Source organism: Massilia sp. W12, assembly GCF_037300705.1.
Taxonomy (GTDB): Bacteria; Pseudomonadota; Gammaproteobacteria; order Burkholderiales; family Burkholderiaceae_D; genus JACPVY01.
The window spans coordinates 151,954-171,983 of record NZ_CP147776.1 but is presented as its reverse complement, the minus strand read 5'-3'; the positions used below and the strand labels follow the sequence as shown (position 1 = coordinate 171,983).

12 protein-coding genes are annotated in these 20,030 nt (G+C 56.4%); 3 read left to right on the top strand and 9 right to left on the bottom strand.

Going from position 1 to position 20,030, the window contains the following annotated elements; all coding sequences use genetic code 11:
* Positions 1-112: 112 nt before the first annotated feature.
* The 3 genes from V8J88_RS00725 to V8J88_RS00715 all read right to left on the bottom strand — a co-directional run bounded on the left by V8J88_RS00725 (position 113) and on the right by V8J88_RS00715 (position 6,922).
* Complete coding sequence (locus V8J88_RS00725; protein ID WP_338847228.1) at positions 113-4,222, bottom strand: filamentous hemagglutinin N-terminal domain-containing protein; 4,110 nt, start codon at positions 4,220-4,222, stop codon at positions 113-115.
* Between the two features lie 451 nt (positions 4,223-4,673).
* Positions 4,674-5,195, bottom strand: a complete 522-nt coding sequence (locus V8J88_RS00720; RefSeq protein ID WP_338847227.1) for a TrmH family RNA methyltransferase — start codon at positions 5,193-5,195, stop codon at positions 4,674-4,676.
* Positions 5,196-5,197: 2 nt separating this feature from the next.
* Positions 5,198-6,922: a peptide-N4-asparagine amidase gene (locus tag V8J88_RS00715; protein ID WP_338847226.1), complete on the bottom strand. Its 1,725-nt coding sequence runs from the start codon at positions 6,920-6,922 to the stop codon at positions 5,198-5,200.
* A gap of 322 nt (positions 6,923-7,244) precedes the next feature.
* Between V8J88_RS00715 and V8J88_RS00710 the strand changes: the two genes are divergently transcribed.
* Complete coding sequence (locus V8J88_RS00710) at positions 7,245-7,409, top strand: hypothetical protein (protein WP_338847225.1); 165 nt, start codon at positions 7,245-7,247, stop codon at positions 7,407-7,409.
* Between the two features lie 85 nt (positions 7,410-7,494).
* Here the strand turns inward: V8J88_RS00710 and V8J88_RS00705 are convergent, their stop codons facing one another.
* Positions 7,495-7,953 (bottom strand): Lrp/AsnC ligand binding domain-containing protein, encoded by a 459-nt coding sequence (locus V8J88_RS00705; protein WP_338847224.1) that lies wholly within the window; start codon positions 7,951-7,953, stop codon positions 7,495-7,497.
* A gap of 341 nt (positions 7,954-8,294) precedes the next feature.
* Between V8J88_RS00705 and putA the strand changes: the two genes are divergently transcribed.
* The gene (putA, locus tag V8J88_RS00700) at positions 8,295-11,996 is read left to right on the top strand and encodes a trifunctional transcriptional regulator/proline dehydrogenase/L-glutamate gamma-semialdehyde dehydrogenase (RefSeq protein ID WP_338847223.1); all 3,702 of its coding nucleotides are present in this window, start codon (positions 8,295-8,297) and stop codon (positions 11,994-11,996) included.
* 63 nt (positions 11,997-12,059) lie between these two features.
* Here the strand turns inward: putA and V8J88_RS00695 are convergent, their stop codons facing one another.
* Positions 12,060-12,716, bottom strand: coding sequence for a hypothetical protein (locus tag V8J88_RS00695; RefSeq protein ID WP_338847222.1), 657 nt, complete (start codon positions 12,714-12,716; stop codon positions 12,060-12,062).
* A gap of 395 nt (positions 12,717-13,111) precedes the next feature.
* Between V8J88_RS00695 and V8J88_RS00690 the strand changes: the two genes are divergently transcribed.
* Positions 13,112-13,744, top strand: a complete 633-nt coding sequence (locus V8J88_RS00690) for a hypothetical protein (RefSeq protein WP_338847221.1) — start codon at positions 13,112-13,114, stop codon at positions 13,742-13,744.
* A gap of 33 nt (positions 13,745-13,777) precedes the next feature.
* On the opposite strand, the gene V8J88_RS00685 is transcribed toward V8J88_RS00690, so the two are convergent.
* Genes V8J88_RS00685 through icmH form a run of 4 tightly spaced genes read right to left on the bottom strand, consistent with a single transcriptional unit; the run spans position 13,778 to position 20,006 of the window.
* A complete protein-coding gene (locus V8J88_RS00685; protein ID WP_338847220.1) occupies positions 13,778-14,296 on the bottom strand; it encodes a GNAT family N-acetyltransferase in 519 nt (172 codons plus the stop codon).
* Positions 14,297-14,330: 34 nt separating this feature from the next.
* Positions 14,331-15,056 carry a type VI secretion system-associated protein TagF gene (gene tagF / locus V8J88_RS00680; protein WP_338847219.1) on the bottom strand — a complete coding sequence of 242 codons (726 nt, stop codon included), beginning with the start codon at positions 15,054-15,056 and terminating at the stop codon, positions 14,331-14,333.
* Entirely contained in the window at positions 15,056-18,655 is a 3,600-nt protein-coding gene (tssM, locus tag V8J88_RS00675; protein WP_338847218.1) for a type VI secretion system membrane subunit TssM, read from the bottom strand. Before tssM ends, tagF begins: the two co-directional genes overlap by 1 nt.
* 31 nt (positions 18,656-18,686) lie before the next feature.
* Positions 18,687-20,006, bottom strand: a complete 1,320-nt coding sequence (icmH, locus tag V8J88_RS00670) for a type IVB secretion system protein IcmH/DotU (RefSeq protein ID WP_338847217.1) — start codon at positions 20,004-20,006, stop codon at positions 18,687-18,689.
* Positions 20,007-20,030 lie beyond the last annotated feature (24 nt).

The following is a 20,030-nucleotide window of genomic DNA, read 5'->3' as shown; positions in this document are numbered from 1 at the left end:
GCATATAAGCTTTGCAATCCGCTGACAAGAACGAAAAACAGCCCTTGCCAGAGAGCAAGACAGCAATCTGTCATTATTCGTGTCGCATTTTTGCAAATCTGTGCTTGTCAGCCTACTTATACCTGGCTTGGGGAGTACTGCTGCCGCTGACCGCTTGCAAACTGGCGTCCACCACCGGCATCTTGGCTTGCGGCACAGCGCCTGTGGGTTGATTGCTGTTTGGCGCTGGGAATCCACGCGCCTGAGGCGTGCTGGCGCCAATGGGCAGTTGCAGTACCGTCGGCGGCGCATTGCCGCCTGGGCGCGGAATAGAGCTGAGGCTATACCCCGGCTTCGGCGTGGGCGGAACCACACTGCCGCCATTCGCGCCATCGCTGCCCGGTTTGTCGCCAATTGGTTTTTGCTGCGCCAACCAATACCAGGCATTTTTCACGTTGCGCAAATCCCCCCTCAATTCCGGGGAAATCTGCACAGCGCTGAAGCGGCCATCAATTTGCCCCCCTGCTTCCAATAATTTGCATTGGCCACAAACATCCCCGGCAGGCGCACGCAAGCGCAGCAAGCCATCAATTTGTAAATCACCGCTCACGCCCAGCTGCACGCCTGGCGTGCTCAATGCTGGCGTCAATTGCAGCATCCCGCCTTGCTGCAGATTGAGATTGCCATTGATCTGCATACGTCCAAAACCCGACTCATCGCCTGGGGCGATTGTGCCGGTATTGTGCAAGATGCTGCCGACCAAGTTCAAAACGCCACTGCCACTGAGCATGCCCTGGTTATGCAGCGTATTCCCCTGTGTGTGCAGTTCGGCCTGATTGCGCAATACCATGCTGCCCATGTTGTGCAGACTGTTATTCACTTTCAAGCTGGCGCCGTCAAGCACCAGCTTCCCATGATTTTCCAGGGCAAGTTGACTGAAGTCAGAATTTTGCACCAGCGTGACTTGGCCATAGTTCAGCAATGCGCCTTTGCTCATGCCGCTGACATTGATTGCGCCAGAAACACTCACCCCATGATCGATTTGCAGCTGCAAGGGATCGGTATGAAGAATGTTCAAAAGGGGGGTGTTGACTTGTATGCGGGCCTGCCCCGGACTGCTGATGCGATGCGTTTGTCCACCTTGGAATTGCAATGAGAGCGCATTTGCGTGCAACTGCGCATCGGGTTTGAGCAAGAAATCCTGCAGCACATTGGCAGCGCCAGACAATTGAAGCATGCCACCCAATTCAACATTATCCAGACTCAGATTGGATAAATGAATCGCACTGCCTTGGTTCGCCAGAATTTCCCCTCCCTGAACCTTACCTGACAGATTGATAGATGCTCCCAGATTACGTAAATCAATGCTTTGATTTTGGCTGGATAAATTAAGATCAATCGTATTGTGGTTTTTGATCTGCCCCAGCTTGGAAAACCCTTCAGACAGGCGCAAATTTCCATAATTAATGGTGTGGCCGTTGCCCGCGTGCAAAATACTTTCGCTAAGATCAAACGAAGCGCCCGCGCTGATTACAATCTCACCATCTTGTTGCAGATGAACATCTCGAATGATGTTTTTATTTTCAGCATCTGCACGCATAATGGCTTGATTGATTAATTTCACATCTAAATTTCCAGATTTAACAATCTGGTAGTTTCCTGTAAGGGAGATGCCCTGGTTTAATTTTAGTGTTTTGAGGTTCGTTTCATAACTGGAATGAATATTAAGAGCGGCTGCCCGGAAGTTGATTTCAGCCATACCATCGCTTAAAATTGATTGATGCTTTTGATCATCAAATGATAAAAGCCTGTTAGGCGCTTCATTAGTGCCACTGAAAAAATCACCAATCGTCAGCCGCGTGCCATTTTTCAAATGCAAATCACCATAGACAGTCGTAGGATTAAACAATTCAAAATCACCATCCATACTTACACTCTTAAGAGATAAGTGATTATCAAAATCAATCATTCTTGTCTTGTTTGCCTTGATCACGCCACCATTAATTTCATATAAAGTGACACGTTCATTATCACCCAGAGGGCCTCCTGGGGTAATATCCAAAATTGCACCGCGATTATCAATTGATTTCGATATAAGGCGGCCATGATTTGTCAATTCGCTCAGACTTGCCGTATTAACTTCATCCAAATACGCTTTGGCGTCCTTCTCAATAATAAATTTTCCAGAAAGATTCACCTTCCCTGCCTGCAGCAGAGCGTCCTCTTTGATGTGAATAACTGAAGTACTGGTCAAAGGAAGGGAACCTTTGTGCCATACGGAACCATTTTTTTCAACAATAATCGGCGAACGAATATATGCCAATGAGCCTCCAGTATCAATACTGGAGCCAGCGTCTTGAATCTGGATTGATGGAAAAATATCAATATCGCTCGATTTCCCATTAAATAAAGGATAAAGAACCAAACGTGGACCATGATCTGAAAAAAGCAAACCAGAAGGATCTCCATACATCTTGATCACGCCATTTTTTCCTGCGCGCAGAGTATCACTTACCCACATTTGCGTGTCATTAAACAGTGAGATGCTTGAATTATCATCCAACTTCACACCATTTTCTACATTTAAATAATATCCCTTCCCTTTTACTATGAAATCTCCTTGCATGTTAGCTTGTCTTAAAGTTAAAGACTCAAAGTTAACACTATCGCCAGGAATGGATTTTAATGCACCGCCATTTAAGTCAAATTCACCACTCAGCACACCTCCATTCAGCAGATCAATGCTCAAAGAAGATTGCGCTACAGCACTTAATTTAAAATCCTGACGACCTTCGACTTTACCGGCCATTGTCAATAACCGGGCGCCTCCTTTTTCATTGTTAATATCACCACTATGTAATTTGATTACCCCTTGCTTATTGTTGGTTTGCAAACGAACGTCAAACCCATTGTTTAATGCTTGATTAATGTCTTCACTACCAATAGTAAACACCCCATCCGTGGTGACGCCAATATGGCCGCGCGCTACGGTAATGTCATTCATGCCAAGCAACCATGAACCTCCCTTGGCGCCAGAAGCGCGCACAGATTCCGCACGCACATTTAAGTGCTGCCCGGAGGAAGTTTCCAACAACCCTCCTTGCGCAATGCCGGAAACGTCTGCCGTACCGTAGAACCCGGTCAGGCCTTCGCTCCTGGCGAGGATGCTGCCGCCGACGCCGCTTTGCTCTGCCTTGGCCAGAATCTGCGCCTGAAGGTGCACAATAACTTCCTGCGCGTTTGGCGTCGGCGCTTGATTAGCTTGAAAGTCGCCTCCCAGCATGACTGTGCCGCCGCCCGTGGCGCCGCTGGCGTCAATCAGGGCCGCATCTTGCATATGGATTTGCGGCCCGAGGGCCATCAGCGTGCCGCCATTGCCCACGCCGCGCACGCTGGTCACACTGTTCTCACCCAGTACTGTTTTGCTGCTGGATTTGAAGACGACCTTGCCGCTGGCGTCGAGCTGGGCCGAATCCGCTGACACCCTGCCCTGCTGCTTGACCAGTGCGCCGTAAATCCCGATCTTGCCGGCATTCGCCACGATTTCACCCAGGTTCAGGGCTTGCTGCTCAGACGCCGAGACCACCACATGCATATCCGGGTTGTTCGCATCCACCAACTGCACGGAATGGCCCGCCGCCAACATCACCTCCCCCTGTGGCGAAGTGATGATACCGCTGTTTTCCACCTGCGGAGCAATCAACATCACCTGCCCGCCGGCTTCGCTGTTGATCTGGCCGGCATTGATTACTTTACCGTCATATGCCTTGCCATCGCCAAATTGCCATTTGCCGCGCAAGAAATCTTCGTTCGCCATCGGCAGACTGGATGCGACCAGGCTGTGCACATCGACCTTGGCCGAGGGGCCGAACAAAATCCCGTTAGGATTCAGCAAAAACACCCGCCCATTCGATTGCAAAGCGCCGAAAATCTGCGAAGGATCCACCCCGCGCACGCGGTTAAGCACAGTGCTGTTAGCGCTTTGCTGAATAAAACGGGTAGTTTCACCGGCGGCAATCGAAAAACTTTGCCAGTCGATGATGGCGTTAGGCGAATTGGTGATTTGCATCATCTTGCCCTGTTGATCGATATTGACTTGCCCATGAACGACTTGAGGCTGTTGTGGATTAGCCATGGCCAAGCCGTAGCAGGCGCCAAGCGCGCAGGTCAGAAGGCGCAAACGCAGGCCCGGGAATTGCTGAGGACGGGGATGGATCGCTTGATTGAAACAGGGGATGTGCATACATACCTCCAAACATTTGGTAAGCTAGCATATCATTTTAATGCAAAATAAGCAAGTGTCTGTCAAGAACAGCATCGCCTCGCGCCAAAGGCTCGGCACTGTGCGGCATTGCTTGCAATAAAGCGGAATCAGTCCCGGCTCAGGGTAGCGCAGGCATTGCTGCTGCGGCGTGATTGCTCACTATCAGACAGATCGACCAACTTTGTCGCATGGCGATATTGGGATTAAACAAGCCGGAAATGGCCGTCGTATTATCGCCATAAGTGGCGCCGGCTGAAATGCAGCAAATTGGCGTTGGAAAAACCGGCGGCGTCAGAATCCGATTGCCGGACGGTGCGGCGGAGGGACTGGCCAGGGCTTGCCGCCGCAATCCGAATATACTGAAAGCGCCAAGCAAGCCTTGCCAAGAAAAGGGGAAACCTGTCTCAGCGCAGGCGCAAAGCGCATAGCATCAAGCTGCGCCCGGGATCAGCTTGCCACAAATGTCATACGCGGCAATCGCGCAGGCAGTCGCCACATTCATGGAAGAGTTCTGTCCTTGCATTGGAATATGCAGCGCAACATCCGCTGCATCCAGCAAGGTTTGACACACGCCGCTGTTTTCCGAACCGGGAATCAGGCAGATTTTATCGCCGGGGGCGATAGCGAATTCACGCAAGGGAATGCTGGCCGAGGTGATTTCAAGGCAGACAATGCGCCAGCCATCGCGCCGCAATTGCTCAAGCAGCGGCAAGGCTTGCGGCGCATATTCCCAGGCCACATATTTTTCCGCCGAACGGGATGTGCGCTTGATTTTGGCGTGCGGCGGGGTGGGTGAGCTGCCGCTCAGATAGATTTTCGCCACGCCCAATGCGTCAGCCATGCGAAACAGGCTGCCGATATTCATCGGGTCATCCAGATCATGCGCCAGAATGCACAGCGCATATTGCGCGGCGCCGCCTTGATGCTGATGATGTTCCAACTGTGTGTGCATATTTATTGATTGATCAAAGCCAGCCACAAATCGCCCCACTCCAAAGGCTGAATGCCCCAGGGCTTGTCTTGCACAGGCTGGCGACAAGCGCTTTCATCCTGTGCGCTTTGCAATTTGGCGTCCTGCGCATTCACCAGACGCGCAAAACAGGCGCCGCGCGTATCCCGCTGTTCAAGCCGATGCCAAGCCTTGCTGCTCAAACTGGCGCCGGGGACAGTGCGCGCCACGGTGGTTTCCAGTTCATGCGTGGTCTGGCTGCCCCAACTCAAATTATCCTGCCAGCTCAAGCGGTTGACTGCATGCAAGCCCAACTTCATACGGATATCCAGCAAACCATTTTCATCGCGATGACTGAGCCACAGCGGCATGCTGTAGCTGCGCTGCAAGCGGCTGCTGGCGTATGCCGTGCTGACGCGTGAGCTGGTTTCCAGCGTGCTGCCCTGGTCAAACACTTGCAGTGCGCCTGCATATTTTTGCAGATTCGAAAAACGCATTTTCTGCTCCACCTCCAACAACTCCCGACCGCGCGCGGTATGGATTTCACCCCGCAACACATAGCTGTTATCGCTGCTCACCTGCAATTCGCTCAGGGTGTCGCCCTGCGCCTGCTTGCGCAGCTGCTGTTGCGGTGCGCTCAGGGTGTTTTCCAGCAGGCGGCCCGGAATACTCTCGCTTTGCGCATCACGATACAGCAAAAGATTGGCGCTCAAATTGAAATAATGGCGCACATTCTGCACCCGTAAAGCCAGCGTGTGTGGCCGGCCATCATTCAAAATCCCCACCAAGGGAGACAGGTCAAGGCGGAAGGGCTGGAAGTTCAGGGCATGAATGCCGGGAATCGGCCGCCACAGACGCGGGCTGATGCCGCCGGTGAACATCCAGGGCATGATCGGGGCCAGCCCGACCGGCTTGTCATCCAACAGCACTTGCACTTGACGCAAGCCACCACCGGGACAGGTTTGTAAAGTTTCCGCGAGATCATCCGGGGCGCAGGCGTACCAGAATTCATCATCGGCCTGCCCCTGCGCAATCACATCCAGATAGGCGCGCAAATTATTGCGCGGCAATTGCAGCGTGTGCTTATATTCGGGTGCGCCCTGTTTTAATTGCAGCGGGCGGCCATCTTTGCGGTCGGTCAGGGCAATCACCATATCCGCGCTGCGCGGCGCTATGCTGTCGCCTTCGTGCGGATAAAACAGCAGGCGCGCGCTGCCGCGCAATACGCCGGTATAGGTTTCGTTGACCAGATTATCCAAGTCAACCGCGCCTTCCTGGCTTTGCGCAAACAGGCGCGAGTAATCGGTGACATCGCGCTCAATCCGCCAGCTGGCCGCATTCGCCGCCGAAGGTTCTTGCGTTGTGCCGGTGTACAGATTGACGCCACCGAGCGAGATATGGCCGGTGCGGTCAAACTGGCGGCCTGCATTCACCGCAAAATCGGCCTGCAAAATCACTTTGGCCCAGGGGCCGGGGCAAACCGGGTTGTATTTAAAACTGCTGGAAGAAAAATCGCGGAATTCCTTATCCGCATACAAATCCACCACACACGGCTGCGCAGCCGGTCGCGGCAAGGGCGCATCGGCGCTGGCCACATTCATTGATCCCGTTTCAAATCCGGCAGCCGGCAGCAATTGCAATTCATTCGGCGGCGTCACACCGCCACAAGCCCATAGCATCAGAGCCAACAGAGAAGAGCAAGCGACAGCGCGCAGCAGGGGAGAAAACATCAAACAACCTCGGGAGGGAAATAGGGGGGAAGTGAAACGGGTCTGGATTCGGCGGGCATTGCGCAAACAAGGTTGCGAACCGGAATCAGACAGAAAGTGTGTGGAATATAACACAGGGATTGCCGGCATGCAATCAAAATACCGAATGTCGGGGCACCCTTCAGTGCAGCGTATCTGTTACCCTGCATGCCATGCATGCTGTCATCCGCAAGTAAAACTGTTCTCACATAATTTTTTACAATCTTCTTCTGTGCTCTTATCAAAAAAACCTTGATAATGCCGTTAACGCCAAAAGAAATCTTTATCGCCAAAGGGGAAAATCATGTTGAAACTGATCTTGTTGCTGCTGGTGCTGGCTATGGTGGTCAGCGTGGTTTTTCTGGTGCGCCGCAGTCTCGCGCAGCGCGCCAGACGGATGCCTCAATTGCGCACCCGCGACTGGAGCGAAACAGTCTATGCATGCGCGGAATCACGCGCCGAATTCTGAATCCGCCGGCCATGCGCCGGCGCCATAAAAAAACAGGCTGTGGCAAAGCGCCACAGCCTGTTTTTTTCGTCGGCGCACAAGCCGCTTAGCGGATCGGCAGCTTGGTGGTGTTTTTCACTTCTTCCATCACAGCGTAGGTATGCGTTTCACGCACGCCTTTCAACTGCAACAGGGTTTTGCCGAGAAATTCGCGATACGCGCCCATGTCCTTGACGCGCGCCTTGACCAGATAATCAAACCCGCCCGCCACCATATGACATTCCTGCACTTCGGGAATTGTTTGCACGCTGCGTTTGAATGCGTCAAACACTTCCGGCGTGGTGCGATCCAACACCACTTCGATAAACACCAGCAAAGACACATCAAGTAATTGCGGATTGAGTTGCGCGGTGTAGCCAAGGATGTAGCCGGCTTCGTGCAGTTTGCGCACCCGTTCCAGGCAGGCCGCCGGCGACAGGTTGACACGTGCGGCCAGCTCCACATTGCTGATGCGGCCATCGCTTTGCAATTCGGTCAAAATCTTTTTGCTAATCTTGTCAAGCATATTGCTTCCTGTTGTGAACAAAAACGCACGCCTTTGAATTTCAGGCAAAGACAGGACTGTATGGAGATACAGCGATTGCAGATAAAACTCTGGCGCGCGGCAGGGTGGAATTTCTTTCCTGAAATTTTATTTGGCTAAATTGTCTCATTAAAATGCATTGTATGGGCAAAATTCCTGATTACCGGAATAAATCTACAACAAACACCCGTACAATTGCCGAATGTTGACCAGATGCAAAATGAGGTTGTGGCGATGGCTGCGCAGTATGGCACAAAGTCAGGCCTGATACGCATCTGCGCGAATCAACGCTTCCACCCCTGACCGTATTGATGAGAGATTGCATGCAACAAGCTACCCGCCCCGGCGCAGACTTTATCCCTTTTGCCGCATACCAGGAAGAAATCCGGCGCAGTTTTACCCCGCTGCGCAGCGCGATTACCGCCGCCTACCGGCGCGATGAAGTGGAAGCGGTGCAGTTTTTGCACACCTCACTGCAAACCGCGCTGTCCGGCAAAGCTGATGTGCGCGAACAGCAAAGCAATCTGGCGCGCAAATTAGTCGCCGCCGTGCGCGAAAAACGCACCCGCGCTTCCGGCGTGGATGCGCTGATGCATGAATTTTCCCTGTCCTCTGAAGAAGGCGTGGCACTGATGTGTCTGGCCGAAGCGCTGCTGCGGATTCCCGACAAAGCCACTGCTGACCGCTTAATCGCTGACAAAATCAGCAAAGGCGATTGGAAACGCCATCTGGGCGAATCGCCTTCCATGTTTGTGAATGCCGCCACCTGGGGCTTGCTGATCACCGGCAAACTGGTTTCTTCCAACAGTGAAGGCGGCCTCGGTTCGGCCATCACGCGCCTGATCAGCAAAGGCGGCGAACCGCTGATCCGCAAGGGCGTGGATCTGGCCATGCGCATGCTGGGCAATCAATTCGTGACTGGTCAGACGATAGGCGAAGCGCTCAAAAATGCACGCGAAAATGAGGCGCGCGGCTATCGCTATTCGTATGACATGCTGGGTGAAGCGGCGCTGACTGAGCACGACGCTGACAAATATTACGCCGCCTACGAAGAAGCCATCCACGCTATCGGCAAAGCCTCGAACGGACGCGGGATTCAGGAAGGCCCCGGGATCTCGGTCAAGCTGTCCGCCCTGCATCCGCGCTATGCGCGCGCGCAGCATGCGCGGGTGATGGAAGAATTACTGCCGCGCCTGACCAAGCTGGTGCAATTGGCCAAGCAATACAATATCGGCTTGAACATCGACGCTGAAGAAGCCGACCGCCTCGAAATCTCGCTCGACTTGATGGAAGCGATGGCGGCGGATCCCAGCCTGGCCGGTTTTGACGGCATCGGCTTCGTGGTGCAAGCCTATCAAAAACGCTGCCCGTATGTGATCGATTATCTGGTCGATCTGGCGCGCCGCAGCCAGCGCAAATTCATGGTGCGCCTGGTCAAAGGTGCGTACTGGGATTCGGAAATCAAGCGCGCCCAGGTCGATGGTCTGCCCGGCTACCCGGTGTACACCCGCAAATATCACACCGACCTGTCCTACCTGGTGTGCGCGCAAAAACTGCTGGCCGCAACAGATGTGATTTACCCGCAATTCGCCACCCATAATGCGCTCACCCTGGCCACCATTTACACCTGGGCGCAGCAGGACAAAATTGATCATTATGAATTTCAATGCCTGCACGGCATGGGCGAAACCCTGTACGACCAGGTGGTCGGGGCCGCCAATCTGAATAAAGCCTGCCGCGTGTACGCCCCGGTCGGCTCGCATGAAACGCTGCTGGCCTATCTGGTGCGGCGTCTGCTGGAAAACGGCGCCAATTCCTCCTTCGTCAACCAGATCGTGGACGAAGACATTCCGCTGGATCAATTGCTGGGCGATCCGGTGCAAGCCAGCCTGGACAGCGGCGGCAAACTGCATCCCGCCATTCCGCTGCCACGCGATTTGTATGGCGACGAACGCGCCAATTCGCGCGGTCTGGATTTAAGCAATGAAGAGGTATTGCGCAGCCTGGGGGCCAGCCTGGATGGGGCACGCCACTGGCACGCCGCGCCGCTCTTGGGCGTGGAAGCCAAAGCCGCGCATACGCCTGAATTCCAGCCGGTGCTGAACCCGGCGCAAAGACGCGATGTGGTAGGCCAGGTGGAGGAAGCCGATGCGGCCCAAGTGCAAGCCGCGCTGGCCTGCGCCGAACAATATGCGCTGGATTGGCAAACCGTGGAGCCGGCAGAGCGCGCACGCATTTTGCATCGCGCCGCCGATGCGCTGGAAGAAGCGATGCCGGAATTTATTGCCCTGGCGGTGCGCGAAGCCGGCAAAACCTTCCAGAATGCGATTGCGGAAGTGCGCGAAGCGGTGGACTTTTTACGCTATTACGCCGCGCAAGTGGCAAGTCATCCCAACCCGCTGGCGCTCGGCCCGGTGGTTTGCATCAGCCCCTGGAATTTCCCGCTGGCGATTTTCATCGGCCAGCTGGCCGCCGCGCTGGCCGCCGGCAATGTGGTGCTGGCCAAGCCGGCGGAACAAACCCCGCTGATTGCGCACCGCGCGGTGCAAATCCTGCATGCCGCCGGCGTGCCGCCGTATGCCCTGCAATTCCTGCCGGGACGCGGCGAAGTGGTCGGCGCCGCGCTGGTCGGCGACCATCGCGTGAAGGCGGTGATTTTCACCGGCTCGACTGAAGTGGCGCAAATCATCAATCGCACCCTGGCTAAACGCGCGGTGGCGGAAAACTGCGATATCCCGCTGATCGCTGAGACCGGCGGACAAAACGCCATGATCGTCGATTCTTCCGCCCTGCCCGAGCAAGTGGTGCAAGATGTGATTTCCTCCGCCTTTGACAGCGCCGGTCAGCGCTGCTCCGCTTTGCGCGTGCTGTATTTGCAGCAAGACATTGCGGATAAGGTGCTGACCATGTTGAAAGGCGCCATGCAACAGCTGCGCCTGGGCAATCCCGACCGCTTAGCGACAGATATCGGCCCGGTGATTGACGCTGACGCGCAAGCCGGTTTGCAAGCCCATATCGACAACATGAAAACCAGCGCGCGCAGTCATTACGAATTGCCCGCGCCGGCGCTGCGCAATGCCGCTGACGCCGCCGCCTCCACTTTCATTGCGCCGGTGGTGTTTGAAATCAACGATTTGAGCGAATTGCAGCGTGAAGTATTCGGCCCGGTCTTGCATGTGCTGCGCTATGCGCGCCAGGATTTGCCGCAAGTGATCGACTCGATCAACCGCACCGGCTATGGCTTAACGCTGGGCATCCATTCGCGGATTGACGAAACCATCAACTTCATTTGCCAGCGCGCCCATGTCGGCAATATCTATATCAACCGCAATATCGTCGGCGCGGTAGTCGGCGTGCAACCCTTTGGCGGCGAAGGCAAATCCGGCACCGGCCCGAAAGCCGGCGGCCCGCTGTATTTGAAACGTCTGCAACGCAATCCGCATGTGCAATTGGGTGGTCACCAGATTCACGAGCGCCCCGCCACACCGGCCTTGGACGCCTTGCTGAACTGGGCCAAAACCCATGGCCATGCACGGGTCGCCGCGCTTGGCGATGAATACTTGCACCAATCGCTGTTGGGGACAGAGTTGCAATTACCCGGCCCGACCGGTGAACGCAACACCCTGCGCTTCGCCGAGCGCGGCGCGGTATTGTGCGCCGCCAGCGATTTGCCGGTGTTATTGAATCAAATGCTGGCCCTGTTCGCCACCGGCAACCGCGCCATCATCCTGGCGCGTCAGCAAAACCTGCTGCCGCAAGGTTTGCCGCAAGCCGTATTGCAGCAAATTACCGTGGCGGACAGCCTGGATGCGGTGGCGGAGGAATTCCAAATCGCGCTGGTGCAATCTTCCCTCTTATCCAGCCTGCGCACCATCCTGGCGGCGCGCGAAGGCGCAGTGGTGGGCGTGATTGAAAGCGTGGAAGATGTCGCCCTGCCGCTGTGGCGCCTGGTGGCCGAGCGCGCCGTATGCTTCAACACCACCGCAGCCGGCGGCAATGCGAGTTTGATGACGTTGCAGGCATAAGATGCAACAGGCCCCGCCCGGGGCCTGTTGCAAACAATGTGCCGATGATGCGGCGGCGCTGCTTCAGGCTGGCTTGGGGTAGCGGCGGCGCAGCAAAGCCAAGACGGCAAAACCGCCCAGCAACATGGCGTAAGTGTGCGCTTCCGGCACCGCTTGCACACTCACCGAGCCGCCCAGGCTGGCCAGTAAAAAGAAGGGCGCATTATAGTAATGCGCATTGTCTTGCAGCTCCTGCACGGAAAAACGGGCGCGCAGCCCGGTGAAGCTTACACTCTGTCCCGGCGTGATGAAATTGCCGGAAAAATACGAGCCGATATGCGAAGAGCCGCTGGCATGGATGGCGCCGGCGGGCGGACTCTGGAAGTTGCCGCGCAATCCCAGCAAATCAAATGACAGATTCGCAATCGTGAAATTGCTGGTGTTCGGCTTGCTGCGCGAAGCATCCTGCTCTGCGCCAAGCCATAAAATCTGTTCACTATTGCCGGCGCGCAGATTGATCGCTTGGCCGGGCTTGAAGGTGTAGGTCATTTCCACCACATCGCCCACTTGCACGCGCTGGCTTTCAATGCGGGCGCCGTCAAAGGAAATCAAATCCGCTTCCTGATAGCTCGGTTGCGTCAAATCAAAGTTGTAGTTGAAGCTGATCGTATCTGCTTGCGCGCTGCTGACGCCAAACGCGCAGCAGGATGCCAATAAGGCGAACATCATGTTTTGTTTCATGGGGGTATGCCTGAAAGTGAAGGAAGGGAAAACATCTGGAGAGCGCCAAACGCTGAATCTGCGCGACTCAGGAAGGCTTTTTTATATTATTGACCTTATTTTATCTAAAAAAAGAGCCTGTCAGATTTTTTGTGTCTCGCGTCTATTCCTTGCTTGATCCCCTGCTGTCGGGCGCTGACTTATCGCTGCGCTCACGCCAGCCTGCGCTTGCGGTCTGTATGCGGCTGAATAGTTGCAAAAACACAAAACAAATCAAGCTGAACACAGCAGGATCATGCATGAAAGCCACAAGAAAAATTCCATTCTGCCATCATTTTCTTGAAATAGAGCGCAAATTAACAATGCTTTTATGCCATAGTAATGCTCCCAAACAAATATTTCACAAAGGCATTCCGATGAAAAAAACCCTGCTCGCATTGACTCTTACCACGCTCGCCTGCAGCGCCCTGGCGCAAGCGCCGGCGCAGGAAAGCGCAGCGCCAAGCCTGGCTGCGCCGCCGCCGATTCCGCCGGTGATCACGATGTACTCTGCCAATCCACCCTATTTGCAAAACCCCGGCAACACCACCTTGTATTGGAACAGTGTGTATGCTTTCTATTGCAATGCCTCCGGCACTCCGCATGGCCCTTCCGGCAGCAAAACCCAGTATCTGCGGCAAACCACGGTGCTGCCGCTCAGTTGTTATGGCCAATATGGCGTGACCACAGCTGTGATTCAGGTGGTGGTGCGCAATCCGCGCAGCAACGAGGGCAGCGCGGAAATCAGCGCCGCCAGCGCGCCGGATTTACGCCACTTCGGCTTGCATCCGCACACAGAGGGACAGGATTATTTGCGCGGCGATTTTGATGGCGATACACAGGAAGATTTGCTGGTGCTGGAGCAGGGGCAATTACACTTCATCGGCGGGCATGCGAAAAACCGCAGCCAGAAGCGCAGCATCGCTTTCCATGGCGACCTGAGCAAGCTGCGCAGCATCACCATCGCACGCGATCCGAATGCAGCGATGCAAATCACCACCAACTGGTAAGCAAGGGCGGCGCGCATCGCCGCCGCAGGCGCCTCATTCCAGCGGCGCCTGCGCTGAAGCTTGAAAGCGGTAACGGAAAAACAGGGTATCCACCCTCATACGCGGGAAGCGTTGCGGCAAGTCGGCCGCTGCAATCGCCTCAAAGCCGTGTTTGAGGTAAAAACGCTGCGCGGCGGCAAATTGGGCAGTCGTGCCCAGATAAATTTCACGCAGCCCCTGCATGCGCGCCCACTCCAGCAGGGTATGCAAGAGTTGCTGCGCCAGACTGACGCCACCGGCTTGGGCGCCGCGCCAGGGCGCGGCGACAAACATTTTGCGCAAGGCCGCCTGGCCGGCGCCGATATCGCGCAAGGCGATGCTGCCCACCACCTCACTGCCATCCAGCGCGACCCAGAAATTACCCGCACCCTGTTGATACCAGCCGGGAATATCGAGCAAATCCGGCTGATCTTCCAAGGTCACCGGCAAGCCGAATTCAGCACGCTGAATCGGCAAAATCAGCGCGCGCACACCGCAGCTGTCTGAAGCTTGAAATGGCCGGATGATCGTCATGCAAGCTCCTCTTTGAACAACCGCCAGCGCCGGCTCAACCCAATTCCTGATACACCCAGCCGCCGCCGCTCCAATTGCCATCCATCATGGCGCAGCATTGTTGCGGCGTCGGCATGCCGCGACTGATCAGCATACAGGGTTTGATGCGGTCTGAGCCTTCCGTCCACCATACCGTGGCCCCTTGCAGGGCCTGGCTGGCCAAGTCTTGCACCAGATTGTTTTGCGCTTGCAGCAGTTGCTGCATGCTGCCAAACGCCATGCAAGTCGCGCTGCCAACCGGCGGACGCGGCGGGCCTAAGCGCGCCGCCAGCATCTGCGTCAAGCCGGGCGTGGCTTGCAAAGACGCTTCCATTTTCTCCAGCTGAAAACCTTCCGCCAGCGAGGAAAGCGCGAAATCCTCCAGATTCTCAAACCAGGGATTGCCTTCACGCACCCAATCCAGCAAACGCGGCTGCCCGAAAGCGGGACAGGCAATTGTCAGCGGAAAATGCCGCCCGACCCGGTCAACGCTGGGCATCACCACCCCGCTCCAGGCGGCGCGGTCAAGCACCCCGGCGTTGATCGCAAAGCGCCACAGCGGCGAGGTGAGATAAGCATTCAGCCAGGTCGCGCCCAAACGCTGGCGCGCATAGTGCAAACCCGCTTGCAACCATTCGTCCCAGCCGTCAATAAAAGCGCGCGGCAAGCGGCGCGTGACAAAATCGCCATGGGTTGTGACTTTGCCGTAAAAGCCCGGCGCGCTATCGTATCCGTTATCCATCACAGTTTATCCATGCAGCTGAATTGCTCCAGCACGCTGCGTTCAAAAGGATTGATCACGCTCGATGCCCGCACATCCAGCACCACCGGCTTGCCGTCCAGAGTAAAGCTGAGTTTGAAGCGCTCTTTGCCGCCGTTCGCCTCCAAACGTCCCTGATCCATCATGCGCATCCAGGCCCAGGTTCCGCTGGTGCGCATGTCGCGGCTTAAAGCCGGCATGACATCAAAGAAGCGCACATCGCCATTTCCCTTGCCGCTCGGCAATTGAATATTCACAGAGCGGCTTGGCGTACCGGCGGCGTATTGCAATTGCTGGCCGTCGATATCCAGAGTCAGCTTGAGCAGGGCCGGATCAGCCGACAGCACATTCAAATCAAAGCGCCAGGACGCCTGCTTGCCGCCCTGACCGAAGAAGGCGTCGCGGATCTTGGCGGCGCGCTGGAATTGCGCCAGCACATGCGGCGGAATGCCCAGATCGGAATTGCCAACCGGGCGCCAGCTCCAGGTGGCGCCGCCCTGATTCACATACGCTGCCAGGTTTTTCTGGAAGAAATCATCCATCAAACCACCCGGCGCAAAGAAGCGGCCAAAGTCATCCGCCGTCACTTCCTGGCTGGCTGAACGCACCATCGGATAACGTCCGGCAATCGCCTGGCGGCAGAATTGCGCCACGCCCGCGCTCCACAGCGAATTAATGCGCTCGCGCTCGCTGCCCTTGGTCAAACCGGAGGTGGCGTTATCAACATTTTTCAGCATGCCGGCCAGGGGTTCCGGCTTGCCCTCGCCTTCCATCTTAATGCGGGTCAGGATGTCGCCCGCCGGGGCCGGCTGGCCGCTCAATTTGGCTTGATTGGCCTGGCTCATATACAGCGCCAATTCCTTCATCATCGCAATCGTGCCGTCAATCGGCGCGGCGCCCCCGCCTGGCGGCGGGGCGCCGCCGGCCCCAGCGGCAGCCGCAGCAGCGGCGGGATTCAAGCCGGCCATCAGGCGCAGGCGCTCAAATTCTTTGTCGATAGGATGTTGCTGCACAGTCGGGGTCGGCGCGGCGGTGGGGTCGGCGCCAATCGCGCTTTTCAGCTTTTCTTTGGCGGCGTCGATCTTGCCTTTGAACATGCCGGCGGCGGCGTCCGCCACCGCCTTGCCGGTGTCGGCATTGGCCACCGTGGTTTCCTTGGCCGCGGCCTGGATGAATTTCTTCAAGGGCGATTCGCCGCCGGCCAGAATCGTCATAATGCGCGCGCCCTCGTCCAGCGAGGAATACGGCTTGATGCGCACATCCGCCAGGAAGGTATTCCATTGCTTGATGTATTCATCGTAATACAGCTTTTCCACGGCTTTTTTCAGCTGCTCGATTTTCTGCGGACTGCCGACATCTTCCTGCTTATCCAAAACCCAGGAGTCTTTCGCCACATCCGCCACGGCGGTATTCGCCAGGCTGTCAAATTTCTGATAACCGGCCAGAGTGAACACGCCCGGCACGCCGCGCGTCAACGGCTGGCCGGAAGCGCGCGCAAACACTTGCGGCGCTTGCAAACCGCCGGCGTTTTGCGCCGAGAATTCCGGCAGGCGCGCCGCCCCCAGATCACGCTTGACGCGGTTATACACTTTTTGGTCCAGCGGCATATTCGCCAGCACCAGGCGGGTGCCTTCGATCAAGTCTTTATTGAGTGAAATCGGGGTATCGTCTTTGACGCTTTCCAGCAAGGCGCCGATATGGCCTTCCAAAGCGGCTTTCTGGTTTTCATTCGCGCCATTCAAGCTGCGATCCCAGTCAAAGGCAATCCAGGCCCCGATAGACTCCGCTTCAAAATGCTTGCCATCGCCCAGCATCAAATACACGCGCAGGGTTTCATACAATTCATCCGGGTTGGCCGCACTGCCTTTGCGCAACTCTTCTTCCAGACGCGCTTGCACCAGCGGCAACATGCCCTGTTTCAAGACGCGCTGATAAGTGGACATCGCGCCATCGCCCAGCTTGGGACGCTGCGACAAACCAAAGCGCGAGAACAATGGCGTCTCGACTTTGTTTTTCTGATCGGTATAGCCGCCGGAAATTTTGCGCGCGTCATCCAGCACCGGCAACAGGGTCAAAGGGCCGACGCTTTGCGGCACTTGTTTGATCTTGGCGTTCAAATCATCGACCTGTTTTTGCACCTGGGCGATATAGTCTTGATTGCGCTTATAGCTGACGCCGAGCGAGACCATGGCGACCACCAGGAACAGGCCCAAGGCGATGCAGGAACCCCAGAAAATCTGCTTGCGCTGTTTTTCAAAACGCAGATTCGCGCCAACCAGATCGGCTTCTTTGAAAATCACATCGGTCAGCAAGCGCGTCAGGAAATAAGAACGGCCCTGATTCACACCCGGCGGCAGGGCTTGACGGTCGAGGCCGAAAGCGCCGGCCAGCGCGCCCATCACGCGGTCAATCGGGCTGCCTTCCTGGGTGCCGCTGGAGAAATACACGCCGCGCAGCAAAGCCCGCTCTTCATAGCGGGTGGATTGAAACACTTCATGCAAAAACAGATTCAGGTTTTCGCCAACAGCGGCGAATTGCTGCGGGAAGCTGTAAATCAGCGCACGGCGCTGCACATCGCGCTCGGCCTGCACCCGGCTCAAGACGCGCGCTTGCAATTGCTGCTCCAGCGCGCGGAATTCCTGCGGGAAGGCTTGCAGCAGATCATCCACTTTTTGCGGATCAATCACCGGGAAGGTTGTACCCCATACCTGGGAACGCTCATCGCGTCCCAGATTGTCGAAAAACTCGATAAAGCCGGCCAGCAAGTCGCACTTGGTGACCAGCACATAAATCGGGAAGCGGATTTCCAGGCGGTCATGCAATTCCTTGATCCGTTCGCGGATCGCCAGCGCCTGGGTTTTGCGCTCCTGCTCGGTCATGGTCAGCAATTCCGCCGCGCTGACCGCCACAATCACGCCATTGATGGGACGGCGGCGGCGGTGTTTTTTGAGCAGATCCAAAAAGCCGAACCAGCCGGCCTTATCCACTTCCGCATACGAATCCTGGGTGGTGTAGCGGCCTGCGGTGTCCAGCAGCACGGCTTCCTCGGTGAACCACCAATCGCAATTACGGGTGCCGCCAACGCCGCCGATGGCGCGCTTGCCCATGCTCTCGGCCAGCGGGAAATTCAAACCGGATTGCGTCAGCGCCGTGGTTTTACCGGTGCCGGGCGCGCCGACAAACATATACCAGGGCAGCTGGTACATGTATTGGCTGCCGAATTTACCCTTGCCGGATTTTTTCAGCGTGCCCATGGCTTCCTGCATCAGCTTGCTGAGCTGGGCCACTTCGGCGGCGGATTCCTGCGCGCCGGGAGCCGGCGCGGCTTCGCCTTCGCCGGCGATGCTCTTCATTAATTGCGCATTCGCCAATTTGGCTTGCAGCCATTTCCACAAGAAATAGCCGGCCCACAACGCAAAGGCGATGCCTATCATCACCCAGCGCACGGTTTCCGATTCCATCGGATGCGATTCGCCAAAGCCGAGCTGCGGCCCGCCGAACCAGATCAAAAGCGAAAGTAAGAGCACGCCGATAAAGGACAGCACAGGCGGCTTCACAAACCAGGCAAAAAAGTTTTTCATAGATCGTCAGCTTCTCAGTTGCGAGGGCGGCTTATTTGCCCGCCGGAGTTTGCACGATGATGTCCACGCGCCGGTTGCGCGCACGCCCGGCCGGCGTATCGTTTTTCACCAAAGGCTCGGCGTCACCCTTGGCTTCCACGCTGTAGCGCTCCGGCGCGCCGCTGCGCTCTTTCAATTTATCCAGCACGGTTTGCGCACGCGCTTTGGACAAATCGTAATTCGAGGGATAACGCGCAAACGCGCCCGGCTTCTGGTCATCGGTATGTCCCACCACCACGACCTTGCCCGGCACGGTGCGCAGGGCGTCGCCGATGCGCTGCATCAAACCGTTAAACTCCGGCATCAATTCCGCGCTGCCGGATTTGAACAGACCATCGCCGCGAATCGTGACAATCGAGCGTTGCGCGTTTTCATCCACATCCACGGTTTTTTTGGCGATTTCATCTTCGAGGAAACCGGCTAAGCGCACAATCGGCTTGGCCGGCGGCGGCGGCGGCGCGGGCTGCGCCACCACGGTGTCAAGTTTGAGCTTATTCAAGCCGGTAAACACCGGATCGGAATTGCGGTTGAGCATGAAAATCATGATCATCTGCGTAATCAAGACCAGCGCAAACACCACTGCCGCAATCACCCACAGCGGCACCACGCGCAAGCCGGTTTTGCTTTGCGTGATCACCCCGCGCCAGCGTGGCGACAGATCGCTTTCCAGCGGCGCGCGCTGCTGCTGAATCATTTGCTGCAAGCGCTCGCGCAGCGATTCGAGCTGCATGCGGCCATTTTCGATCACGCGGTAACGCCCCTCCATGCCAAGCGAGAGACAGACGTACATCAGCTCCAGCACATTCACATGGGTTTTCGGATCTTGCGCCAGGCGTTGCATGATGAGGAAGAATTTCTCACCGCCGAAGGCCTCGTTGTGGAACACCACCAGCAAGCTGCGGCTGGACCAGACATTATTGCCGCCCCAGGGGGTGGAGGAAATCGTCTCATCCAAAAACGTGCACAGCGCATAGCGCGCGGCGGCGATGGAATCGGGGTCAACCCGCTGATCGCGCGCCTCGGCTTCAAAATTGCGCATGGCCTGGATCAATTGCGCGCGCAATTCATCCAGATTGGAATAGGCGTGCATATGGCGCAGCGGCAGCACCAGGGCCAATAAAGGATTGGCGGCTTTGAGCAGGGGATTCAAACCCATGCCGTGCAGGCGGATATTGCCGGCGTCAGGCGCGGGGCCGCGCGCATTGGATGCGGCGGCGGCGGGCGCGCCGGAACGCCGTCCGCCCGGCGATGGAATCATCACCGTGCCTTCGGGGTCATGGTTGCCGCCCGGGAAAGGATGTTGATTACTCACTTTGTTCTACCTTGTGCGCTGCAT

Excerpts from the sequence above, each read along its gene's own strand:
- V8J88_RS00725 (WP_338847228.1), bottom strand. The coding sequence starts at position 4,222 with ATGCACATCCCCTGTTTCAATCAAGCGATCCATCCCCGTCCTCAGCAA.
- V8J88_RS00720 (WP_338847227.1), bottom strand. The coding sequence starts at position 5,195 with ATGCACACACAGTTGGAACATCATCAGCATCAAGGCGGCGCCGCGCAA.
- V8J88_RS00715 (WP_338847226.1), bottom strand. The coding sequence starts at position 6,922 with ATGTTTTCTCCCCTGCTGCGCGCTGTCGCTTGCTCTTCTCTGTTGGCT.
- V8J88_RS00710 (WP_338847225.1), top strand. The coding sequence starts at position 7,245 with ATGTTGAAACTGATCTTGTTGCTGCTGGTGCTGGCTATGGTGGTCAGC.
- V8J88_RS00705 (WP_338847224.1), bottom strand. The coding sequence starts at position 7,953 with ATGCTTGACAAGATTAGCAAAAAGATTTTGACCGAATTGCAAAGCGAT.
- putA (WP_338847223.1), top strand. The coding sequence starts at position 8,295 with ATGCAACAAGCTACCCGCCCCGGCGCAGACTTTATCCCTTTTGCCGCA.
- V8J88_RS00695 (WP_338847222.1), bottom strand. The coding sequence starts at position 12,716 with ATGAAACAAAACATGATGTTCGCCTTATTGGCATCCTGCTGCGCGTTT.
- V8J88_RS00690 (WP_338847221.1), top strand. The coding sequence starts at position 13,112 with ATGAAAAAAACCCTGCTCGCATTGACTCTTACCACGCTCGCCTGCAGC.
- V8J88_RS00685 (WP_338847220.1), bottom strand. The coding sequence starts at position 14,296 with ATGACGATCATCCGGCCATTTCAAGCTTCAGACAGCTGCGGTGTGCGC.
- tagF (WP_338847219.1), bottom strand. The coding sequence starts at position 15,056 with ATGGATAACGGATACGATAGCGCGCCGGGCTTTTACGGCAAAGTCACA.
- tssM (WP_338847218.1), bottom strand. The coding sequence starts at position 18,655 with ATGAAAAACTTTTTTGCCTGGTTTGTGAAGCCGCCTGTGCTGTCCTTT.